At 75.7% G+C, this 19,358-nt stretch carries 20 protein-coding genes; 10 read left to right on the forward strand and 10 right to left on the reverse strand.

Going from position 1 to position 19,358, the window contains the following annotated elements; all coding sequences use genetic code 11:
* Positions 1-13 precede the first annotated feature (13 nt).
* From FJQ57_RS16700 to FJQ57_RS16710, 3 genes are all read right to left on the reverse strand, one after another.
* Positions 14-871 (reverse strand): class I SAM-dependent methyltransferase, encoded by an 858-nt coding sequence (locus FJQ57_RS16700; protein ID WP_211349024.1) that lies wholly within the window; start codon positions 869-871, stop codon positions 14-16.
* 46 nt (positions 872-917) lie between these two features.
* Positions 918-2,405: a glycoside hydrolase domain-containing protein gene (locus FJQ57_RS16705; protein ID WP_139982524.1), complete on the reverse strand. Its 1,488-nt coding sequence runs from the start codon at positions 2,403-2,405 to the stop codon at positions 918-920.
* Positions 2,406-2,520: 115 nt separating this feature from the next.
* Positions 2,521-4,353, reverse strand: coding sequence for a DUF7937 domain-containing protein (locus FJQ57_RS16710; RefSeq protein WP_139982526.1), 1,833 nt, complete (start codon positions 4,351-4,353; stop codon positions 2,521-2,523).
* 161 nt (positions 4,354-4,514) lie between these two features.
* Here FJQ57_RS16710 and FJQ57_RS16715 point away from each other — a divergent pair, with 161 nt between their 5' ends.
* On the forward strand, positions 4,515-4,706 hold the full coding sequence (locus FJQ57_RS16715) for a hypothetical protein (protein WP_139982528.1): 192 nt from the start codon (positions 4,515-4,517) through the stop codon (positions 4,704-4,706).
* A 25-nt stretch (positions 4,707-4,731) separates the two neighbouring features.
* Here the strand turns inward: FJQ57_RS16715 and FJQ57_RS16720 are convergent, their stop codons facing one another.
* Entirely contained in the window at positions 4,732-6,186 is a 1,455-nt protein-coding gene (locus FJQ57_RS16720) for an MFS transporter (protein WP_139982530.1), read from the reverse strand.
* 121 nt (positions 6,187-6,307) lie between these two features.
* Between FJQ57_RS16720 and FJQ57_RS16725 the strand changes: the two genes are divergently transcribed.
* From FJQ57_RS16725 to FJQ57_RS16745, 5 genes are read left to right on the forward strand one after another with little or no spacing between them, the layout of a single operon-like run.
* Positions 6,308-6,862, forward strand: coding sequence for a TetR/AcrR family transcriptional regulator (locus tag FJQ57_RS16725; protein ID WP_139982532.1), 555 nt, complete (start codon positions 6,308-6,310; stop codon positions 6,860-6,862).
* A gap of 34 nt (positions 6,863-6,896) precedes the next feature.
* Positions 6,897-9,209 carry a phosphoribosylformylglycinamidine synthase subunit PurL gene (gene purL / locus FJQ57_RS16730; protein ID WP_139982534.1) on the forward strand — a complete coding sequence of 771 codons (2,313 nt, stop codon included), beginning with the start codon at positions 6,897-6,899 and terminating at the stop codon, positions 9,207-9,209.
* Complete coding sequence (locus FJQ57_RS16735; protein WP_139982536.1) at positions 9,206-9,481, forward strand: hypothetical protein; 276 nt, start codon at positions 9,206-9,208, stop codon at positions 9,479-9,481. The genes purL and FJQ57_RS16735 overlap by 4 nt, the downstream gene beginning before the upstream one ends.
* A complete protein-coding gene (locus FJQ57_RS16740; protein ID WP_211349026.1) occupies positions 9,468-9,722 on the forward strand; it encodes a hypothetical protein in 255 nt (84 codons plus the stop codon). Before FJQ57_RS16735 ends, FJQ57_RS16740 begins: the two co-directional genes overlap by 14 nt.
* Before the next feature lie 47 nt (positions 9,723-9,769).
* Positions 9,770-10,606 (forward strand): alpha/beta hydrolase, encoded by an 837-nt coding sequence (locus tag FJQ57_RS16745; RefSeq protein WP_211349028.1) that lies wholly within the window; start codon positions 9,770-9,772, stop codon positions 10,604-10,606.
* A 55-nt stretch (positions 10,607-10,661) separates the two neighbouring features.
* Here the strand turns inward: FJQ57_RS16745 and FJQ57_RS16750 are convergent, their stop codons facing one another.
* Both FJQ57_RS16750 and FJQ57_RS16755 read right to left on the reverse strand, forming a co-directional pair.
* Positions 10,662-11,492 (reverse strand): ABC transporter permease, encoded by an 831-nt coding sequence (locus FJQ57_RS16750; RefSeq protein WP_139982538.1) that lies wholly within the window; start codon positions 11,490-11,492, stop codon positions 10,662-10,664.
* Entirely contained in the window at positions 11,489-12,490 is a 1,002-nt protein-coding gene (locus tag FJQ57_RS16755) for an ATP-binding cassette domain-containing protein (RefSeq protein ID WP_211349030.1), read from the reverse strand. Before FJQ57_RS16755 ends, FJQ57_RS16750 begins: the two co-directional genes overlap by 4 nt.
* A 63-nt stretch (positions 12,491-12,553) precedes the next feature.
* Here FJQ57_RS16755 and FJQ57_RS16760 point away from each other — a divergent pair, with 63 nt between their 5' ends.
* On the forward strand, positions 12,554-13,510 hold the full coding sequence (locus FJQ57_RS16760; RefSeq protein ID WP_246081869.1) for a helix-turn-helix transcriptional regulator: 957 nt from the start codon (positions 12,554-12,556) through the stop codon (positions 13,508-13,510).
* Between the two features lie 27 nt (positions 13,511-13,537).
* A complete protein-coding gene (locus tag FJQ57_RS16765; RefSeq protein WP_139982540.1) occupies positions 13,538-14,005 on the forward strand; it encodes an SDR family NAD(P)-dependent oxidoreductase in 468 nt (155 codons plus the stop codon).
* A gap of 53 nt (positions 14,006-14,058) precedes the next feature.
* Here the strand turns inward: FJQ57_RS16765 and FJQ57_RS16770 are convergent, their stop codons facing one another.
* The 4 genes from FJQ57_RS16770 to FJQ57_RS16780 are packed head-to-tail and all read right to left on the reverse strand — an operon-like array spanning position 14,059 to position 17,190.
* The gene (locus FJQ57_RS16770) at positions 14,059-14,916 is read right to left on the reverse strand and encodes a DNA-formamidopyrimidine glycosylase family protein (RefSeq protein WP_139982542.1); all 858 of its coding nucleotides are present in this window, start codon (positions 14,914-14,916) and stop codon (positions 14,059-14,061) included.
* Between the two features lie 24 nt (positions 14,917-14,940).
* Positions 14,941-15,792, reverse strand: a complete 852-nt coding sequence (locus tag FJQ57_RS16775) for an SCO6745 family protein (protein WP_139982544.1) — start codon at positions 15,790-15,792, stop codon at positions 14,941-14,943.
* 10 nt (positions 15,793-15,802) lie between these two features.
* Complete coding sequence (locus tag FJQ57_RS23050; protein ID WP_211349034.1) at positions 15,803-15,985, reverse strand: hypothetical protein; 183 nt, start codon at positions 15,983-15,985, stop codon at positions 15,803-15,805.
* Positions 15,982-17,190: an MFS transporter gene (locus tag FJQ57_RS16780; protein ID WP_211349036.1), complete on the reverse strand. Its 1,209-nt coding sequence runs from the start codon at positions 17,188-17,190 to the stop codon at positions 15,982-15,984. The genes FJQ57_RS23050 and FJQ57_RS16780 overlap by 4 nt, the downstream gene beginning before the upstream one ends.
* Before the next feature lie 394 nt (positions 17,191-17,584).
* Here FJQ57_RS16780 and FJQ57_RS16785 point away from each other — a divergent pair, with 394 nt between their 5' ends.
* Entirely contained in the window at positions 17,585-18,601 is a 1,017-nt protein-coding gene (locus FJQ57_RS16785) for a 3-oxoacyl-ACP synthase III family protein (RefSeq protein ID WP_139982546.1), read from the forward strand.
* Positions 18,598-19,341, forward strand: coding sequence for a glycosyltransferase family 2 protein (locus FJQ57_RS16790; RefSeq protein ID WP_211349038.1), 744 nt, complete (start codon positions 18,598-18,600; stop codon positions 19,339-19,341). Before FJQ57_RS16785 ends, FJQ57_RS16790 begins: the two co-directional genes overlap by 4 nt.
* Positions 19,342-19,358 lie beyond the last annotated feature (17 nt).

Consider the following 19,358-nt stretch of genomic DNA (forward strand, 5'->3'; position numbering starts at 1 on the left):
CGGGCCGCAGTGCTCAGGCGGTGGCGGTGACCAGCCAGCAGGCGGCCGGGAGCCGCAGCGCACCGTCGACCACGCCGGCGCGCACCTCGGTGCGGACCTCGGCGACCACCCGCCGCCACCCGTCCTCGCCGAGCCGGGGGAGCACGGTGTCGTGGGCCCGCGCACCGGTGCTCGTGGCCAGCACCAGCGCGGTGCGGTGCTCGACGCCGTCGGAGCCGTCGAAGGAGTAGTCGAGGACGGTGTCCAGCGGCTCCGGTCGTACGTCGCGCCAGCCGGCGGCGCCGAGCACCGTCCGCACGCGGTCGGGGTCGGCGAACGCCATCGGGCCGGGGGCCGGCGAGTCCGCGGTGTCGGGCTCCTCGCCGAGGGCGCGGTACAAGGCGCCCTGGCCGAGCGCGAACGACGGGTTCTCCCCGCGGCGGCGCCAGCACACGAAGGCCAGCCTCCCGCCGGGCGCGCACGCCGCGTGGATGCGGGCGAAGGCCGCGGTGGGGTCGTCGAAGAACATCACGCCGAACCGCGAGACCACCCGGTCGTACGGCGCCCCGGGGGCCTCGGCGTCGAGGTCGGCCCGCTGCGCGTCGGCCAGCACGACCGTCGCCGAGGGCACCCGGCGCCGCGCCGCCTCGACCATCGCGGGCGAGACGTCGACGCCCACCGGCTCGGCGCCGGCCTCGGCCGCGGCGGCCAGCAGCGTGCCGCTGCCGCACCCGACGTCGAGCAGGCGCACCCCCGGCTGCAGGTCGGCCGCGGCGACCAGGGCGCGGGTCAGCGGCGCGAAGGTCGCGTCGAACAGCGCCGCCTCGCGCACCCACCCCACCCCGGCGCGGGCCCAGGTGGCCGCCACCTCGGCGGGATCGGTGCCGGTCACGGCTGCGTCCGTCGGGTGCCGGTCAGCGGGGTGGTCAGCGGGGTCGTCAGCGGGTGCCGCTGCGCAGCCGGCCCCAGGTGGCCGGGTCGACGATGCCGGTGGCGGGCAACCCGACGCGTCGCTGGTAGCGGGCGACGGCGTCGGTCATGAGCGGGTCGAAGGTGCCGTCGACGTTGACCTTGACGCCGACGTTGCCGGCGTTGATCGCCCGCTGGACCCGGCGGACGTAGGGGCCGTAGGGCCCGGCGGACCCGCGCTTGAGGACCGGTTGCGAGCCCGCGGCGAGCAGCATCATCCAGTCGCGGCGGAACCAGCGGCTGTCCACCGGCCGGCCGGACGCGGCCTTCCACGCCCGGACCGCCTCGACGAGGCCGGGACCGTAGGCGCCGTCGATGCCGCCGGTGAAGCGACCCTGCTCCTTGAGCAGGCACTTCAGCGCCGAGACGCGCTCGGCGTTGGCGGTGTAGCCGGCGCGCGGCGGCTCGAGGGTGCCGTACTGCAGGAAGTCGACCTTGACCCCGCCGCACCGCGTCTCCGGCGGCGCGTAGAGCCCGCGGCCGAGGTCGAGGAAGTTGGAGTCGATGTTGATGCGGACGCCGCCCCACACCTCGTCGTGGCCGCCGCGGTACTGCTTCACGCGGCCACCGGGCCGCCAGCCGGACTCGGTGATGTAAGAGGTCGAGGTGTTGGCCACGCCGTCCCAGCGGGCCAGCCAGATGCGCTGGGGCAGGACGTAGGCGCCCGGCCGGGTGCGCCGCACGTCGTCCATCGCCTTGATGCCGGAGCTCGCGCTGGAGTAGACGCCCGTGACGTAGCCGAGCTTCTTGACCGTGGTCACCCAGGCCGAGATGAAGGCCAGGGCCGACTCGCGGCACGCGGTGTTGGTGTGGTCGAAGCCCTCGAGGTCGTACCAGAGGGTGCTGCCGGGGGAGATGCCGAGCGCCTGGGCGTCGGCCACGGTCTCGGTGCCTGACGCGCGGCCCATGGCCCGGGCCTTTGGGTAGCGGCCGGCCGCACCCCGGACCGGGCTGATCCGGAAGTCGTCGGCGTACCGCGGGAAGCGGGGCTGGCAGGAGGCCTGCGGACCGAGGGTGATCGGGAGCAGCTTCCAGCCCTTGCTGATCTGGTTGCGGACCCAGGTCGGGGTGAGGTTGGGCTGGCTGCGGCAGGCCCGCGAGTCGCCGGAGATGTAGATGCCGACGGCCAGGAACGGCGAGGAGACCAGCCAGCGGTCCATCGCGGCCTGGCTCGGCGTGAGGCACTGGTCGAAGCCGAGGCCCTGGAAGTCGCCCGGCGTGGGCGGCAGGGGCGTGGTGCGCCTGGCGGCCGGGACGGTCGCGGTCGAGGCGGTGCTCGACGCGGCCGTGGTGGTCGTCGTCGCCGCGGCGAGCGTCGCGCCGGCCGGCGACCCGACCCCGGTGACCAGGGCCCCGGCGGCCAGGGTCGTCAGCGCGGTGAGCCCGATCGCCGACGACCGCGCGAGGCGGCGTCGGAGCGAGGTGCGGGGGCGGGTGGGGGGCAGGGCCGGGGGCATGGCGGATCTCCAGGGGAAGGGCGGCGTCCGTCGGTCGTCCGCACCCTAACCTCAGAAGTCACACCAGTCACAGGGTTCACCTGTAACTACATCGGTGTAGTTCGACGGGCCCCGCTCAGCCCGGCGGCGGGCCCCAGCCGCCCCCCGGCGGCGGGGGCTGCTGGTAGCCGCCCTGGGGCGGCTGCGGGGGCTGGGGCCAGCCCTGCTGGGGCGGCTGCGGGGCCTGGCCGTAGGGCTGCTGCGGCTGCTGGGGACGGCCCTGCACGAGCGGGCCCAGCGTGCGGCGCACCTCGGGCGGGGCGAGCAGGGCGTACGCCGCCAGGCCGGGCAGCGCGAGGTAGGCGGCGGCGGCGTACCCGGTGTTGAAGGCGGCGAGCGAGTCGTCGCTGTTGGCGACGCCGAGCACCACGAACCCGACCACGACGATGCCGCCGAGCAGTCCGAGCAGCAGCACGCGGTTCGTGCGGAGGTCGCGGACCAGGGTCAGGCCGAAGCCGGCCGCACCGGCGGCGAGGAGCAGCAGCACGGCCACCGTGATCGGTGCCCCCTTGCCGTCGGCCTCGACGGTGAACAGCACGACCGCGAGCGCGGTCAGGCCCGACCCCAGGGCCGAGACCTGGAGGGCGGCCGCGACCGTGCCGCCCCAGTCGGTGAGGGCGTCGGGGGCCTGCGTCGCACGCTGCTGGGCACGCGAGACCGCCATCGCCGCCGCAGCACCGAGGAGCAGGATCCCCCCGGTCGGGACGCCGCGCAGCGCGTAGCCGTTCCACTTCTCGACCTCGGGCCAGAAGAAGAGTCCGGCGTGGTCGGAGGCCAGGGCGAGCAGGGCGACGACGACCACGGTGGCCCCGGTGGTCGCGAGCACCCGGCGCCAGCCGGCCGTGCGCGCGCCGGCCAGCAGCTGGAAGACGGGGTAGCCGACCATCGCCAGGGCCGTCAGCGGCAGCACCACCACGGTGGCCAGGAAGACGGTGAACGGGTCGAAGACGTCGACCTCGTCGCTGACCGCGCCGTGGGCCAGCCAGCCGATCGCGAGCAGCAGGGTCAGGCCGACGGTGGCGGCGTACAGGCTGCGGGCGACCGCGTTCCACAGACGGTCGTCGGCGTGCTGTGGCTCCTCCTCGGCCTGGCGCGGCTGCACGGCCAGGGCCACGCCGGCCAGGGCGGCCGCGACACCGCTGCCGAGCCCGCCCTCCAGGTCGTCGGCGACGTGGACGAGCTCGAGGACGACGGCCACCAGGACGCTGAGGAGCAGGGGCGCGTTCAGACCCAGCTTGAGCAGCCGGACGTGCGTCGGGCCCCAGCCGCCGACGACACCTGCCTTGGCCAGGTAGGGCACGGCCAGGGAGGCGATCGAGAGCAGCGCGGCGATGACGACCCAGAAGCGCTCGCCGGCGTGGTTGAACACGTCGAGGGAGAACCCCGCCTCGCTGTTGAGGTCCCACGGCATGCCGAGCGTGCACAGCAGCACGAGCGCGGCCACGGCGTCGCGCACGTAGTCGGAGACCGGCCACGTGTGGAACGGGTTGGTCCGGGGCTGCTGCGGTGCGGGCTGGCCCCACTGCTGCTGCCAGTCCTGCTGCGGCGGGCCCTGCGGCGGGCCCTGTGGCGGGCCCTGCGGTGGGCCCTGCGGCGGCGGGGGCTGCGGGGACCAGCCCGGCTGGCTGTACGCCGGCGCCGGGCTCGGGGGCGGCGGTGGGTTCCACGCCTGCGCCGACGAGGGCGGCGGGGGCTGGGTGCTCGGCTTGCGGATCACCGTGCGCTCGGGCGACTCGCTCCCGCCGTCGTCGTACGACGCGCCGGGCTGCGCCGGAAGCTGCTGGGTGGGCGTGGGGGCGCCGGGCTGGGTGGACGCGGGGTCGGGTGCCGCCGCGAGGGCGCGCCCGCAGGCGACGCAGAACGCGCCGCCCTCGTTGGCCGCGCCGCAGTGCCCGCAGTAGGTGGCCATGCGCGGGAACCTATCGCTCCGCGCCCCGCGCGAAACCTGGCTCGGGGGTGACCCGAACGGGCCAGGCCCGGCGGCCGGACGGGTGGTCCTCCGCGGTTTGCGGGACGCCCGGGCCGGGGCGGGCGCACCGTGGTCGTCCCGACCCGGCCGAGGAGGCCACCGTGAGCGACCCTTCCCCCCACGACACCCCTGCGGCACGCCCCGACCCGGGCTGGACCGAGCCCGCCGCCCTCGGCTGGGCCGAGGCGTTCCGCGCCGACCCGTGCCCGGGCGGGCCGCCGCTGGTCAGCGCCGACGGCCACTGGTGGTGGACCGGCGAGCTGTGGCAGCGGCGGCTGCCCGAGCCGGCCTGAGCCGGCTGGGCCGGCCTGAGCCCCGTCAGGCTGCCGCGGGCTCGGACGCGGCCGGCTCCTCGGCCGCCCGTCGACCCTGGCGGTGCAGCACCACGCCGACGACCAGGGCGAGCGCGGCGAACGTGGCCGAGGTGAGGAACGCCGCCCGCGCGCCCGGCAGGAACTCCCCGGGCACCGCGCCCGCGGCGTACACCGAGACGATCACGGCCAGGCCGATGGCGCCGCCGAGCTGCTGGAAGGTCTGCAGCAGGCCGGAGGCGGACCCGGCGTGCTCGGGCTCGACGTCGCTGAGCACCAGGGTGGTGATCGGCATGAAGGCCAGGCCGGCCGAGAGGCCGTTGAGCAGCATCGGGCCCAGCACCGCGGCGAGGTAGCCGTCGCCCGCGCCGTACGCCGAGAGCCAGACGAAGCTGGCCGACAGGCCGAGCGCGCCGGCCATGATCATCCGGGTCGGGCCGACGAGGCCGAGCAGGCGCGGGGTCACGCGGGACATCCCGAAGATGCCCAGGGTGAGGGGCAGGAAGGCCAGGCCGGTGGCCATCGGGCCGAAGCCGAGCTCGCCCTCGATGAGCTGCACGGCGAGGAAGAACATCGACAGCTGCCCGCCGACGACCAGGGCGATCGCGGCGAGCCCGCCGACGCGGCGGGGGCTGCGCAGCAGCTCGGGGCGGAGCATCGGGTGGGCGACGCGGCGCTCGGTGCGGGCGAGCAGGGCGACGAGCAGCGCGCCGACGACGAGTCCACCCAGGGTGCGCGGCGAGGTCCAGCCGTGGTCGGGGGCGCCGATGAGCGACCACACGACCGCGACCGCACCGCCGGTGGCGGCCAGGGCGCCCACGACGTCGAAGCGGCCGGGGCGGCGCGGCGTCTCGTCGAGCACCCGACGGGTCAGGGCGAGGACGACGAGGCCGATGGGCACGTTGATGACCATCGTCCAGCGCCACGACCCGAGGTCGGTCAGCGCGCCGCCGAGGAGCAGGCCGATGGACATGCCCCCGGAGGAGACGGCACCGAAGAGCGCCAGGGCGCGGTTGCGGGCCGCGGCGTCGGGGGCGCTGGTGGTGAGCAGCGCGAGCACGCCGGGCGCGGCCATGGCCGCGCCGACGCCCTGCAGGGCGCGGGCGCCGACGAGCACCTCGGCCGACTGGGCGAGGCCGCCGACGAGCGAGGCGAGGGTGAACACGGCGAGGCCGACCTCGAACATCCGGCGGCGGCCGAGCACGTCGCCCAGCCGGCCCCCGAGCAGGAGGAGGCCGCCGAAGGCGAGCGTGTAGGCGTTGAGCACCCAGGACAGGCCGGCGGGCCCGAAGGAGAGGTCGGCGTCGATGTGGGGGAGCGCGACGTTCACGACGGTCGCGTCGAGGACGAGCATGAGCTGGGCGACGAGCACGAGCGCGATGCCGGCGGCGGCGCGGCCGGCGTTCGGCGGCAGCTCGGTGGGGGCCTGCGGCTGGGCAGGCGTCAGCGTCTGGTGTGACATGGGAGTCCTTTGTCTGGCGGGGTCGAGTTCCGGCCCAGGTGGACGTAGAGTGGAGACGTTCTCCGCTTTCCGGAACGATACGGAGACTGTCTCCGTTTAGCAAGCCCCGAGGAGGGACCCCGTGCGCGCCGACGCCCAGCGCAACCGCGACCGCATCGTCGAGGTCGCCCGTGAGGTCTTCCGCGAGCAGGGGTACGACGCCTCGCTCGACCTGGTCGCCAAGCGCGCCGGCGTCGGGGCCGGCACGCTCTACCGGCACTTCCCCTCCCGCGAGGTGCTGGTCGACGCGATCATGCAGAGCTGGGTCGACCGGGTGACCGAGGCGACCGACAAGGTGCTCGCCTTCGAGGGCTCCGACCGCGACCTGCTGCTGCGCTGGTTCGAGACGTACGTCGAGCTGATCACCCTCCACAAGGGCGGCGCCGCCAAGATCACCTGCGCCATGGGTGACGAGGAGTCGCCGATCCGCACCAAGTGCCAGGTCCTCTCCGGCGCGGCCGCGCGCGTGATCGGCCTGCTCGCCGAGCGCGGCGCGGTCCGCACCGACGTCGACGCCGTCCAGGTCTGCCGCCTCGTCGGCGGGGTCGCCACCGTCGCCGACACCTCCGAGCTCGGGCCCGACCAGGTGCGCCCGCTCCTCGAGGTCGTCGCCGACGGCCTCGTCGTACGCGGCTGAGGGACCGCCCGGCCCGGGCGGTAGATTCCGGGGCGTGCCTGAGGCCTCCTCTCCCTCGTCCGCCAGCTCCACCAGTGCCCTCGACACCGTCGCCGTCGCGACCGAGGACCCCGGCCGCGAGCAGCCCTGGGCCGACCTCGGCCTGAAGCCCGACGAGTACCAGCAGATCCGCGAGATCCTCGGTCGGCGCCCCACCAGCAGCGAGCTGGCGATGTACTCGGTCATGTGGAGCGAGCACTGCTCCTACAAGTCGACCAAGGTGCACCTCAAGCAGTTCGGCGAGATCCCGCAGGAGACGCCCGTCGGCGCGATGCTGGCCGGCATCGGCGAGAACGCCGGCGTCATCGACATCGGCCAGGGCTACGCGGTGACCTTCAAGGTCGAGAGCCACAACCACCCGAGCTTCGTCGAGCCCTACCAGGGCGCGGCCACCGGCGTCGGCGGCATCGTCCGCGACATCCTGGCCATGGGCGCCCGCCCGGTCGCGGTCATGGACCCGCTGCGCTTCGGCCCCCTCGACGCCCCCGACACCGCGCGCGTGCTGCCCGGGATCGTGGCCGGCGTCGGCGGCTACGGCAACTGCCTGGGCCTGCCCAACATCGGCGGCGAGGCCGTCTTCGACGCCACCTACCTCGGCAACCCGCTCGTCAACGCCCTGTGCGTCGGCGTGCTCCGCCACGAGGACCTGCACCTGGCCAAGGCCTCCGGCGTCGGCAACCAGGTCGTCCTGTACGGCGCCCGCACCGGCGGCGACGGCATCGGCGGCGTGTCCGTGCTCGCCTCGGAGACCTTCGACGAGACCGGTCCGGCCAAGCGGCCGAGCGTGCAGGTCGGCGACCCGTTCATGGAGAAGCTGCTCATCGAGTGCACCCTCGAGCTCTTCGCCGCCGGCGTCGTCGCCGGCATCCAGGACCTCGGCGGGGCGGGCCTGTCGTGCGCCACCTCGGAGCTGGCCTCGGCCGGCGACGGCGGCATGCACGTCGAGCTCGACCGGGTGCCGCTGCGCGACTCCACGCTCGCGCCCGAGGAGATCCTCATGAGCGAGAGCCAGGAGCGGATGATGGCGGTCGTCGAGCCCGCCGACGTCGACCGGTTCCTCGAGATCTGCGCCCGGTGGGACGTCGAGGCCGTCGTGGTCGGCGAGGTCACCGACACCGGTCGCCTCGAGATCGACTGGCACGGCCAGCGCGTCGTCGACGTGCCGCCGCGCTCGGTCGCGCACGACGGTCCGACCTACCAGCGCCCGTTCGCGCGCCCGTCCTGGCAGGACGACCTGCAGGCCGACGGCGCCGAGTCGCTGGCCCGCCCGGCGTCCGGCGAGGAGCTGCGCGAGACCCTGCTGCGGCTCGCGGCCAGCCCCAACCTGTGCGACAAGTCCTGGATCACCGACCAGTACGACCGCTACGTCCGCGGCGGCACCGTGCTCGCCCAGCCCAGCGACAGCGGCATGGTGCGGGTCGACGAGACCACCAACCTCGGCGTCTCGGTCTCCACCGACTGCAACGGCCGCTTCGCCAAGCTCGACCCGTACGCCGGCGCGCGGCTCGCGCTGGCCGAGTCGTTCCGCAACGTCGCCACCGGCGGCGCCCGGCCGCTCGCGGTCAGCGACTGCCTCAACTTCGGCTCGCCCGAGGACCCCGACGTGATGTGGCAGTTCGCCGAGGCCTGCCGCGGCCTCAAGGACGGCTGCCTCGAGCTCGGCATCCCGGTCACCGGCGGCAACGTCTCGCTCTACAACCAGACCGGCGAGACCGCGATCCTGCCCACCCCCGTCGTGGCCGTGCTGGGCGTGATCGACGACGTCACCCGTCGTACGCCGTCGGCCTGGCCCTCGGTCGAGGGCGACGCCCCCGGGCACCGGGTCTTCCTGCTCGGCGAGACCCGCGAGGAGCTGAGCGGCTCGGAGTGGGCCCACGTCGTGCACGGCCACCTCGGCGGCCTGCCGCCCGCGCTTGACCTCGAGGCCGAGCAGCGGCTCGCGCGGCTGCTGGCCGACGGCGCCGGGCTGCTGGCCTCGGCCCACGACCTGTCCGAGGGCGGGCTCGCGCAGGCCCTCGTCGAGTGCGCCCTGCGCGAGATGTGCGGCGTGCGCGTCTCGCTCGACGGCGTCCACGCCGACCCCTTCGTCGCGCTGTTCTCCGAGTCCACCGGCCGGGTGCTGGTCAGCGTGGCCGACGGCGACGCGGTCCACCTCGGCGAGCTGGCCGGGCGGCACGGCGTACCGCTGGTCGAGGTCGGCGCCACCGGGGGCGACGTGCTCGCCGTCGGTGACCTGTTCGAGATCAACCTGCTCGAGCTGCGCTCGGTCTGGACCGCCACCCTCCCCGCCGCCCTGGCCGGAACGTGAGCGCCGGTCCCGCCGGTCCGACGACCTGCCCCGGCTGCGGCGGCGGCGAGTTCGAGCACGGGTGGGTCGACCACGTGCGGATGCCCGACGTGCGTTGGGTCCCGGAGCGGGTCCAGCGGCGCCTGCTCGGCATGCAGGACCAGGCGGGGCTGCGTGTGCGTGCCCACCGCTGCGTGGCCTGCTCGCGTCTCGAGATGTTCGCCGACCCCGGACCTGCGCCGGGGCGCGAGGACCGCCCGAGCCGGGAGGAACGTGAGCGTGGTGTCCTCTGACCGGCCCCCGGCGCGCCTGCCCGACGCCTACCCCTGTCCGCGCTGCGGCAGCACGTCCTTCACGCCGGGGTTCGTCGACGACACGGTGAGCGGACGGGTGCGCTGGCTGGCCGGCCGGTTCCAGCGCGGCCTCCTCGGCAACGCCAAGGGTCGCGGCCTGGGCCGCGGCGTCCCGGTGCTGGCCTACCGCTGCACCGGCTGCTCCCGGCTCGAGCTGTTCGCCGTCGACCCGGAGGCCTGAAGGCCTCCCGGCGTCGTCCGCGTGGAGCCCGGTGGCAGGATCGCCGCGTGCACCGACGGACCCTGCTCCGCCTGCCGGGCCTCGCGGCCCTGGGGGCCGCCGGACTCGCCCTGACCGCCTGCCAGGAGGACGACCCTGCCGTGAGCGTCGACCGCAGCCGCCACACCTACGGCGACGACCCCAGCCAGTACGGCGAGCTGTTCCGGCCGGCCGGCCCCGCGCGCGGCGTGGTGGTGGTCATCCACGGCGGGTTCTGGCGCGCCGAGTACAACGCCGAGGACCTCGGCACCCCGCTCGCCGTGGCCCTGGCCGAGGCCGGCTGGGTCGCGTGGAACCTCGAGTACCGCCGCATCGGTGACGGCGAGGGTGGCGGGGGCGGCGCGCCCGCGACGTTCGACGACGTGGCGGCCGGCATCGATGCGCTGGCCGACCTCGACGTCGACACCTCGACGGTCGTCACGCTGGGCCACAGCGCCGGCGGGCACCTCGCCACCTGGGCCGCCGGCCGCGGGCGCTACGACTGGCCCGAGCGGGTGCCGGTCACCCACGTCGTCAGCCAGGCCGGCGTCCTCGACCTGCGCGCCTCGGAGGAGGAGAACCTCGGCGGCGGCGCCGCCGGACAGCTGCTCGGCCGCCAGCCCACGGTCGCGGACGAGAAGTACGACCCGGCCCAGCAGCTGCCGCTCGACGTGCCCGTCTGGTGCGTGCACGGCACGGACGACACCATCGTCCCGCTCAGCCAGTCCCAGTCGTACGTCGACCGCGCGGTCGAGGCCGGCGCCACCGCCGAGCTCGTCGAGGTCGAGGGCGACCACTTCGTCGTCATCGACGTCGAGTCCGACGCGTGGCGGCGCCACATGGAGATCCTCGACTCCATCGCCTGACGACCCCGACGCCGACCCGTCGTGGCTGCACGACGGGTCGGCGGGTGGACGGGGGTCAGGAGGCGCGGCGCATGGTCCGCAGGCCGACGGCGAGACCGAGGGCGGCGACCAGGGCCGCGGAGAGGACCCCGGCGCCGAGGGTGTCGAGCGCGAGGTCGCCGGCGAACAGGGCGCGCTCGGCCTCGATGATGTAGCCGAGCGGGTTGAGGTCGGCGGCGAGGCGCAGCCAGCCGGGGGCGCCGTCGAGCGGGAGCAGCACGCCGGCGAGCAGCAGCAACGGGAAGACCAGGGTCTGCTGCACGGTCCAGAAGATCCAGTCCTGCCCGGCCGAGACCACGGCCAGGGAGAAGGACAGCGCGCCCACGCCGACGCTGAACAGCGCGAGCACGGCCAGGCCGACCAGCACGCCGCCGAGGTGCAGGTCGAAGGAGAACGGCGTCACCACGGCCACGATCAGCACGGCCTGGGCCAGCATCGGCACGACCTCCTTCAGGGCCCGGCCGACCAGGAGCGACGAGCGGCTCAGCGGCGAGACGAGCAGCCGCTCGTGGGAGCCGGTGCCGATCTCCAGGGTCAGGTTGGACCCGGTCATCGACGCGCCCATCAGCGCGGTCATGGCGATGATGCCGGGCACGAACCACTGCAGCGCCGAGCCCCCGAACGCCCCGGTGTCGGGCAGCAGCGGTGCGAACAGGGCCAGGAAGACGAGGGGCTGCACCATCGCGAACAGCACCGACGCCGGCTCGCGCAGCACTGGCCTGAGCTCGCGGGTCATCACGTTCCAGGTGTCGGCGACGACGCCTGGTGCCCGCCGCTCCCCGTCGTACGACGCGGGTCGGCCGGTCCGGGTGGTGCGGTCGGCGGGGGTCTCGAGGGTGTCGGTCATGCTGCGGCTCCGTCCGTGCTGGGGGTCGAGGTGGCGGTGGTGGTCTGGGTCTCGCGCAGGCTGCGCCCGGTCAGGTGGAGGAAGACGTCGTCGAGGGTCGCGCCGTGCACCTCGATGCCGACCGCGGGCGTGCCCGCGGCGGCGAGGTCGGTGACGAGGCCCGGGGCGAGGTCGCGGCCGTGGGCAACCCGGACGTCGACCCGGTCACGCGCGACCTCGACGCTCGCCCCCTCGAGGCGGGCGGCCCGCTCGGCCGCGCGGGCCGCGTCGGCGGGGGAGGCGAGGCGCAGCGAGACCAGGTCGCCGAGCCCGGACTTGAGCCGGGCCGCGGTGTCGTCGGCGATGACGGTGCCGTGGTCGACGACCACGACGCGGTCGGCGATCGCGTCGGCCTCCTCGAGGTAGTGCGTGGTCAGCACGACGGTCGTGCCGAGCTCGCGGTGGAGGCGGACGACCTGCTCCTGCAGGTTGACCCGGTTTTGCGGGTCGAGCCCGGTCGACGGCTCGTCGAGGAACATCAGCGGTGGCCGGTGCACCAGGCCGATGGCCACGTCGAGCCGTCGCCGCTGCCCGCCGGACAGCGTCGAGACCGGCCGTCGCGCGTGCTCGGCCAGGCCGAACGCCTCCAGCAGCTCGTCGGCCCGGGCGGCCGCCTCGCGGCGGGACAGGCCGTGGGCGCGGGCCTGGCTCACGACCTCGTCACGCCCGCGCTGCTGGTGGGCCGCGGCGTTGCCCTGCCCGACGTACCCCAGCGCCCGGCGCACGGCGCGGGGCTCGCGCACCACGTCGTGGCCGGCGACCTCGGCGGTGCCGGAGGTGGGGGCGAGCAGGGTGGTGAGCATCTTCAGCGTCGTGGACTTGCCGGCGCCGTTGGGACCGAGGAAGGCGACGAGCTCGCCCGCCTCGATCGTGAGGTCGAGGCCGCGGACGGCCTCGACGGTCTGCCCGTGGCGCGTGAACGTCCGGGTGAGGGAGGTGGTGCGGATGATCGGGTCCATGGCGGGGACGCTAGGGACGCAAGAGGCCAGATCCTGACCTCAATGCCACCTAGTCTCGGGGCCATGTCCACCAGCGCCCGGATGCTCTCGCTGCTCTCCCTGCTGCAGACCCACCGCTACTGGCCGGGGGAGGAGCTCGCGACCCGGCTCGAGGTCAGCGGCCGCACGCTGCGCCGCGACATCGAGCGGCTGCGCGACCTGGGGTACGTCGTCGACGCGACCCGCGGGGTCGCCGGCGGCTACCAGCTGCGCGCCGGCGGCCAGCTGCCGCCGCTGGTCCTGGAGGACGACGAGGCGGTGGCCATCGCGGTCGGCCTGCGCACCGCCGCGGCCGGGTCGGTCGGCGGGCTGGAGGAGACCTCGGTCCAGGCGCTGACCAAGGTCGTCGCCCTGATGCCGACCCGGCTGCGCCGCCGCATGGACGCCCTGGCCTCGCAGACCGACGCCCCCGGTCCGTGGTCGGCCGGGCCGAGCGTCGACGCCCGCGTGCTGACCACGCTGGCCCAGGCCTGCCGCGACGACGAGCTCCTCGAGCTCGACTACGCAGCCCGCGGTGCCGAGGTCACCCACCGCCGCGTCGAGCCCCACCGCCTGGTCTCCCTGGGCCGCCGGTGGTACCTCGTCGCGCACGACCGCGACCGCCACGACTGGCGCTCCTTCCGCGTCGACCGGGTCAGCGCCCCGGTGCTCACCGGCCAGCGGTTCCGGCCGCGGGACCTGCCGGGCGGCGACGCGGTGGCCTTCGTCGAGCAGGGCTTCCGCCGGATGCCGCAGCGGTACGCCGTCCGCGTGCGCCTCGAGGCCCCGGCGGCCACGGTGCGGTGGGCGGTGGGCCACTGGGGCGAGGTGGTCGAGGACGGGGACGGGGCGTGCCGGCTGGAGATGAACGTCGACAGCCTGCAGTGGCCGGTCATGGTGCTCGCCCAGGTCGGGGCGCCGTTCGTCGTCGAGTCGCCCGCCGAGCTGCGCGACGAGCTGGCCCGGGTCGGCGAGGTGCTCCAGGCCTCCGCCGCGTCGTAGCGGTCGCGGGCGTCGTACGGTCGCCGGGTGGGGGAGAGCCTGGACCTGCGGTGGCGCACCGTGCTGGTGACCGACTCCGGCGCGGGGCTGGGCCGCGAGGTCGCCGTGCGGGCCGCGCGACGTGGCGCCGCCGTGGTGGCCGTCGACCGCGACGCCGCGGCTGCCGAGGCGACGGCCGTCGTCGTGCGCCGGAGCCGGGTGCCCGCCTGGGCCGTGCAGGCCGACCTCGACCACCCCGACGACCTGCTCCTGCTGGCCGGCCGGCTGCGCGACCTCGGTGGCGCCGACCTGCTCGTGACCGCCTCGCCCGCGGCCGTGCCCGCGTTCGTCGACGCGCTGTCGCACCGCCGCGGCCGCCCCGGCCTCGTGCCGACGGTCGTCGTCGTGGGGTCCGAGCCGCCGCCCGACCTGCCCGACGGCGTACGCCTCACCTGCCTCGACCCCGCCGGCCGCTCCGTCGACGACCTGGCCCGCGCCGCCCTCACCGGGGGGTAGTCCCTGACGATGTGGTCGTCGGACCACCGGATCCACGACCACATCGTCAGGGACTACCGCAGGCGGCGGTCGGGCACCCGGGCCTCCGGGCCCGGGCCGGGCTGGCAGTGGGGGCACCACCACGTACGCCGGTTGGCCGGGTCGTTGGGCAGCTCGGGCACCATCTGGACCTTCGTGCCGCAGCGCAGGCAGGGGCGGGCGGCGCGGCCGGAGACCCAGTGGTTCTCGCCGCGCTGCCCGAGGCCCGTGGTGGTCTGGTAGGCACCGGGGACGGTCGCGGAGTGGTGCAGCACCCGCGCCGCGCGGTGGACCAGCTTGTCGAGGTCGACGTCGCCGATGGGCGTCCAGGGGCTGACGCCGAGGATGAACGCCAGCTCGTTGACCCACAGGTTGCCCAGCCCGCAGACCTTGGTCTGGTCGAGGAGGGCGGAGACGAACGGCACCGCGGGCTGCGCGCGCAGCCGACGCACCGCCTCGGCGGGGTCCCAGTCCTCGCGCAGCGGGTCGGGACCGAGGTGGCCGATCCAGCGGGCCTCGTCGGTGGTCGCGGCCAGGTCGAGGTCGTGCAGCCGCAGCCCCCACGCGGTGGCGCCGGAGTCGAGGCCGAGGACGAGCCGCACGTCGGCCATGAGCCGGCGGGGGAGCACCTTGCCGGGGCCGGTCACCGACCACTCGCCGTCCATCTTGAGGTGGCTGTGGAGGGTGACCGGTGGGCCGTCGGTCGCGGCGTCGGGGGCGGAGAAGCGGGTCAGCAGGTGCTTGCCGTACGTCGCGTGCTCGACGACCGTGCGGCCGGTCAGGTCGCGGGTGGCCAGCCGTGGCACGCGCAGGTCGGTCCGGACGACGGTGCGGCCGAGCAGCTTGCGGTCGAGCTGGCGCGCAAGCTTCCAGACGCTGTCCCCCTCCGGCACCCCTCGATCATGTCGGGCGCCCGGTCAGCGGGCGAACACCCCGTCGGGGAAGGCCCCGGCCTTGAGCGCCCGCACGACCAGCGGCTTGCCGATCTCGTGCAGCCGGGCCCGGCCGTCCTCGCCCAGCCGGGACCAGGGAGCGACGGCGAGGGTGTCGGTGGCGTCCTCGACGGCGGCGCGCAGGTCTCGGCCGGCGTCGGTGAGCTCCTCCTCGGTGGTGAGCAGGCCGCGCTCGACGAGCGCGTCGACCGCGGCCGCCCACTGCTCGTCCGACCACCCGCGGGTCGCCTGGGCTGCGGGCCGGGTGAAGCCGGTGCCGGTCGCGGTGTGGGTGACGAGCGCCTCGAGGCCGGACAGGCCCTGGGCCAGCAGGACCGCCACGTGGCCGTCGCCCCGGTGCTCGCGCAGCAGCGTCAGCCCGTGCCACAGCGCCAGGTGGGGCTCCTCGGGCCAGGCCAGGTCGGCGTGCGCGGCGAACAGGGCCCGCCCGGCGGGGTCGGCGTCGGTGGCCGCCCGGCGCACCAGCTCCGCTGCCTCGGCGACCTCGGCCGAGGCCAGCACCTCCTCGCCCAGCAGCCGTCGGTAGGCCGCGTCGACGCCACGCAGCCGGGCCGCGACGACGTCGGCCGGGGTGGCCGCCGCCCAGGCCGGCGGCAGCAGCTTGGCCACCAGCGACGGGCTGAAGACGAAGAACGTCGCCGCCACCGGTCCGGGGCCGACGGCGCCCATCGCGGCCGCCCGCGACGCGAAGTACGTCGACCGGCCCGGTCGCACGCCGAGCGCGGCCACCTCCTGGTCGACCTCGGGGGCGAAGTAGCACAGCGCGTGCAGGGTCTCGAGGGTGCGGGCCGTGCGGCCGGCGACGGTGGCGTCCACCCGGCCCTGTCTACCCCACGCGCGCCCGGGTGCGCCGCGACAGCACGACCGAGGCCACCGCGGCCAGGGAGGTGACGGCCAGAGCGGCGACGAACGGCGCGCGGGTCGGCTCCTCGGCCGACCCCGCCGCGGCGAAGGCCAGGCCGCCGACGGCGATGGCCACGGCTGCCCCGACGGAGTCCCCGAGCGTCATCGCGGAGGTGTTGGTCCCCCGGTCGGCGCGGCGGACTCGCGGAGCACCAGCACCCCGACCCGAGGCGTCAGCAGGCCCATCCCGGCGCCGGTGAGCCCCCACGTGGCCAGCACGAGCAGGCCGGGCAGGCCCAGCGCGGCCACGGCCAGCGTGGTGAGCACGCCGCCGGCCACCAGCGGTGCCCCGACCCGCAGGGCCTTCCGGTCGCCCAACCGGCCGCCCAGCCGCGCCTGCACCTGCGAGGCGCCCGCCCACCCGAACGCCGCGGTGGTGAGGGCCAGGCCCGAGACGGTCGGGGAGGCGTCGTACCGCTCCTGGAGGAGGAGGGGGAGGTAGATCTCGCTGCCGGCGAACGCGGCGAAGGCCGTGCTGCGCACCCCGATCACCGCCGGCAGCCCGCGGCGGCCGGTGAGCATGCCCCGCGGCACCAGGGGGCGTACGGCGAGCACGGCGACGCCCAGGGCCGCGACGGCGACGAGCACCGCGGCCACGCCGTCGGCCCGGGCCCCGAGGTCGAGGGCGAGCACGGCGCCGGCCGCGAGCGTGGCCCAGGCCAGGCGACGACGGGGGTCGGGCAGGCCGTCGGTGGCTGGTCGCTCCTCCCGGGCCGCGGCCCGCACGGCCGGGGTGAGGGCCAGCACGGCCAGGCCGGCCAGCACCACGACACCCAGGAACACCCACCGCCACCCGACGGTCTCGGTCGTGAGCCCGGCCGCCGCGGGCCCGACGATCGACGGCACCACCCACGCCGCGGCGAATGCGCCGAGGATGCGGGGACGGTCGACCTCGGCGTACACCGCGGAGACGAGCAGGTACAGGCTGACGACGAGCCCGCCCGCGCCGAGGCCCTGGAGCAGGCGGCCCGCGACCACCACCTCCATCGTGGGGGCGAGGCCGGCGACGAGCAGGCCGGCGGAGAAGAGCCCCACCGCGCCCAGCAGGGGCGGCACCGGCCCGCGGCGGTCGGCCCACGCGCCGGCCGCGACCATGCTGACGACGCTCGCGGCCAGGGTCGCCGAGAACGCGATCGCGAACAGCGACCGCCCGTCGAGCTCGGCGCTCACCGTCGGCATCGCGGTCGTCACGGCCAGCGACTCGAACGCGGCCAGGAAGACCAGCGCGACCATGCCCACCGTCGACCAGCGGTAGCGCGGCGCCAGCAGGGAGGTGGTGGCGGCGGTCGTGGTGTCCCCGGTCGTCGTCACCTGCTCGACGGTAGGACCTCGACCACGGTCGAGATCAAGCCGGACCCGCCACCCGCGGCCGGGTGGCCTCGAGACAGGCGCCGGGGCGCCTTCCTCGACCACCGTGTGGCCCGGTCCTGACCCACCGCGGCCGGGTGGCCTCGAGACAGGCGCCAGGGCGCCTTCCCCGGCCACCGTGTGGCCCGGTCCTGACCCACCGCGGCCGGGTGGCCTCGAGACAGGCGCCAGGGCGCCTTCCTCGGCCGCCGTGTGGGCCGGTCCTGACCCACGGTGGTCGAGGAGGGACGAAGTCCCGTCTCGAGACCACGTCACCGCAGCCGTTGAGCACTGACCGCGCGGCGCCTGGTCCCCAGTACTCAGGTCGAGGCGGACCCGCCCGCCCTAGCCTCACCGCATGACCTCCACGCAGCTCCCGCGGATCGGCATCACCGCCGCCGCGCACGTGCTCCCGCCGACCGTGCTGACGACCGCCGAGGTGCAGGCGCGGGTCGAGGCGGCGTCGGGGTTCGCGATGCCGACCGGGCTGCTGGAGCGGATCACCGGCATCCGCGAGCGGCGGGTCGTCGTCGAGGGCGAGCAGTGGGCGTCGTCCCTGGCCACCGACGCGGCCCGCGCGGCGCTGGCGCGGGCCGGTCGCGACCCGGAGGAGGTCGACCTGCTGCTCTTCGCCAGCGCGACCCGCGACTTCGTCGAGCCCGCGACCGCCCACGTGGTCAACCACGCCCTCGGCGCCCGGGCGCACTGCCTCGACGTCACCAACGCCTGCAACTCCTTCGTCAACGGCCTCGACCTGGCCCGGGCGATGATCGAGACCGGCCGGGCCCGCACCGCGCTCGTGGTCACCGGCGAGACGCCGTCGCTCTCCACGCGCTGGGCCGTGCGCGACACCGCCGACGCGGCCCACCACGTCGCGGGCTACACCTTCGGCGACGCCGGCGCCGCGGTCGTGGTCGAGCCGGTCGAGCGCGGCGGGCTCGGTCGCACCGAGACCGAGACGCACAGCGAGCACTGGGAGGTCGGGGGCATCTTCGGCGGCGGCAGCCGCTACCCGCGCGACCACGACAAGCTGTACTTCACCGGCGCCGGCCGCGAGCTCAAGCGGGTCTTCGAGAAGGTCGGCCCGGCCATCGTCGACTCCACGCTCGCCCACGCCGGCCTCGGCCTCGACGACCTCGCCGCCGTGCTGGTGCACCAGGTCATCACGCCGTACGTCGACCGGTTCTGCGAGGTCACCGGCGTGCCGCGCGACCTCGTCGACCTCACCGTCGACACCCACGGCAACGTCGCCTCGGCCACGCTGCCGCTCCAGCTCAGCCGGCAGTGGGACCGGCTCCGGACCGGCGACAAGGTCCTCATGGTCGGCCTCGGCGGCGGCGTGTCCGTGATGACCACGGTGTGGGAGAAGTCGTGAGCGAGCAGGACCTCTGGGTCGTCGTCCCGGCCTACGACGAGGCCGCCGGCCTCCCGCGCACCCTCGACGCCCTCGCCGCGCAGACCGACCAGGACTTCACCCTCGTCGTGGTCGACAACGGCTCGACCGACGGCACCGCCGACGTCGCCCGCGCGTGGGCGCGCACGGTGCCGCTGGTCGTGCACGTGCTGGAGGAGCCCGAGAAGGGCGTGGGCTGCGCCGTCGACACCGGCTTCCGCACCGCGATCGCCGCGGGCGCCACGCACCTGGCCCGCACCGACGCCGACTGCGTGCCGCGGCCGGACTGGGTGGCCGAGGTGCGTGCCGGGTTCGCCGAGGGCGCCGAGCTGGTCTGCGGCCACCTCGTCGCCCGCCGCGACGAGAACGGGCCGCTGGCCCGGGCCGCCTTCCGCGGCATGGTCGTCGCGGCGGCGACGTTCGGCCGCTGGCGCGCGGCCAACCGCGGCCAGGACTACCTCGTGCCCTACCAGATGCACGCCGGCAACAACATGGCCGTCACCGCCGCCCTCTACGAGCGCTGCGGCGGCATGCCGCGGATGCCGTCGCCCACCGACCGCACGTTCCTCAACCGGGTCCGCCGGTGCACCGACCGCGTGCAGCAGCGCCGCACCATGGTCTCGGAGAACTCGATGCGCCGCATCGAGGCGTACGGCGTCGTGGGGGCCGCGCGCTGGTACCTCGACCGCGGCCCGGGCCGCCTGACCCCCGACCCGCGATGAGCCCACGACGAGCCCAC

The sequence above is a fragment of the Nocardioides litoris genome (assembly GCF_006346315.1).
Lineage (GTDB): Bacteria > Actinomycetota > Actinomycetes > Propionibacteriales > Nocardioidaceae > Nocardioides > Nocardioides litoris.

Bases quoted from the DNA above. Each gene is read 5' to 3' on its own strand.
- FJQ57_RS16705 (WP_139982524.1), bottom strand. From the start codon at position 2,405: ATGCCCCCGGCCCTGCCCCCCACCCGCCCCCGCACCTCGCTCCGACGC.
- FJQ57_RS16710 (WP_139982526.1), bottom strand. From the start codon at position 4,353: ATGGCCACCTACTGCGGGCACTGCGGCGCGGCCAACGAGGGCGGCGCG.
- FJQ57_RS23050 (WP_211349034.1), bottom strand. From the start codon at position 15,985: ATGACGCTCGGGGACTCCGTCGGGGCAGCCGTGGCCATCGCCGTCGGC.
- FJQ57_RS16750 (WP_139982538.1), bottom strand. From the start codon at position 11,492: ATGACCGACACCCTCGAGACCCCCGCCGACCGCACCACCCGGACCGGC.
- FJQ57_RS16785 (WP_139982546.1), top strand. From the start codon at position 17,585: ATGACCTCCACGCAGCTCCCGCGGATCGGCATCACCGCCGCCGCGCAC.
- FJQ57_RS16755 (WP_211349030.1), bottom strand. From the start codon at position 12,490: ATGGACCCGATCATCCGCACCACCTCCCTCACCCGGACGTTCACGCGC.
- FJQ57_RS16760 (WP_246081869.1), top strand. From the start codon at position 12,554: ATGTCCACCAGCGCCCGGATGCTCTCGCTGCTCTCCCTGCTGCAGACC.
- FJQ57_RS16720 (WP_139982530.1), bottom strand. From the start codon at position 6,186: ATGTCACACCAGACGCTGACGCCTGCCCAGCCGCAGGCCCCCACCGAG.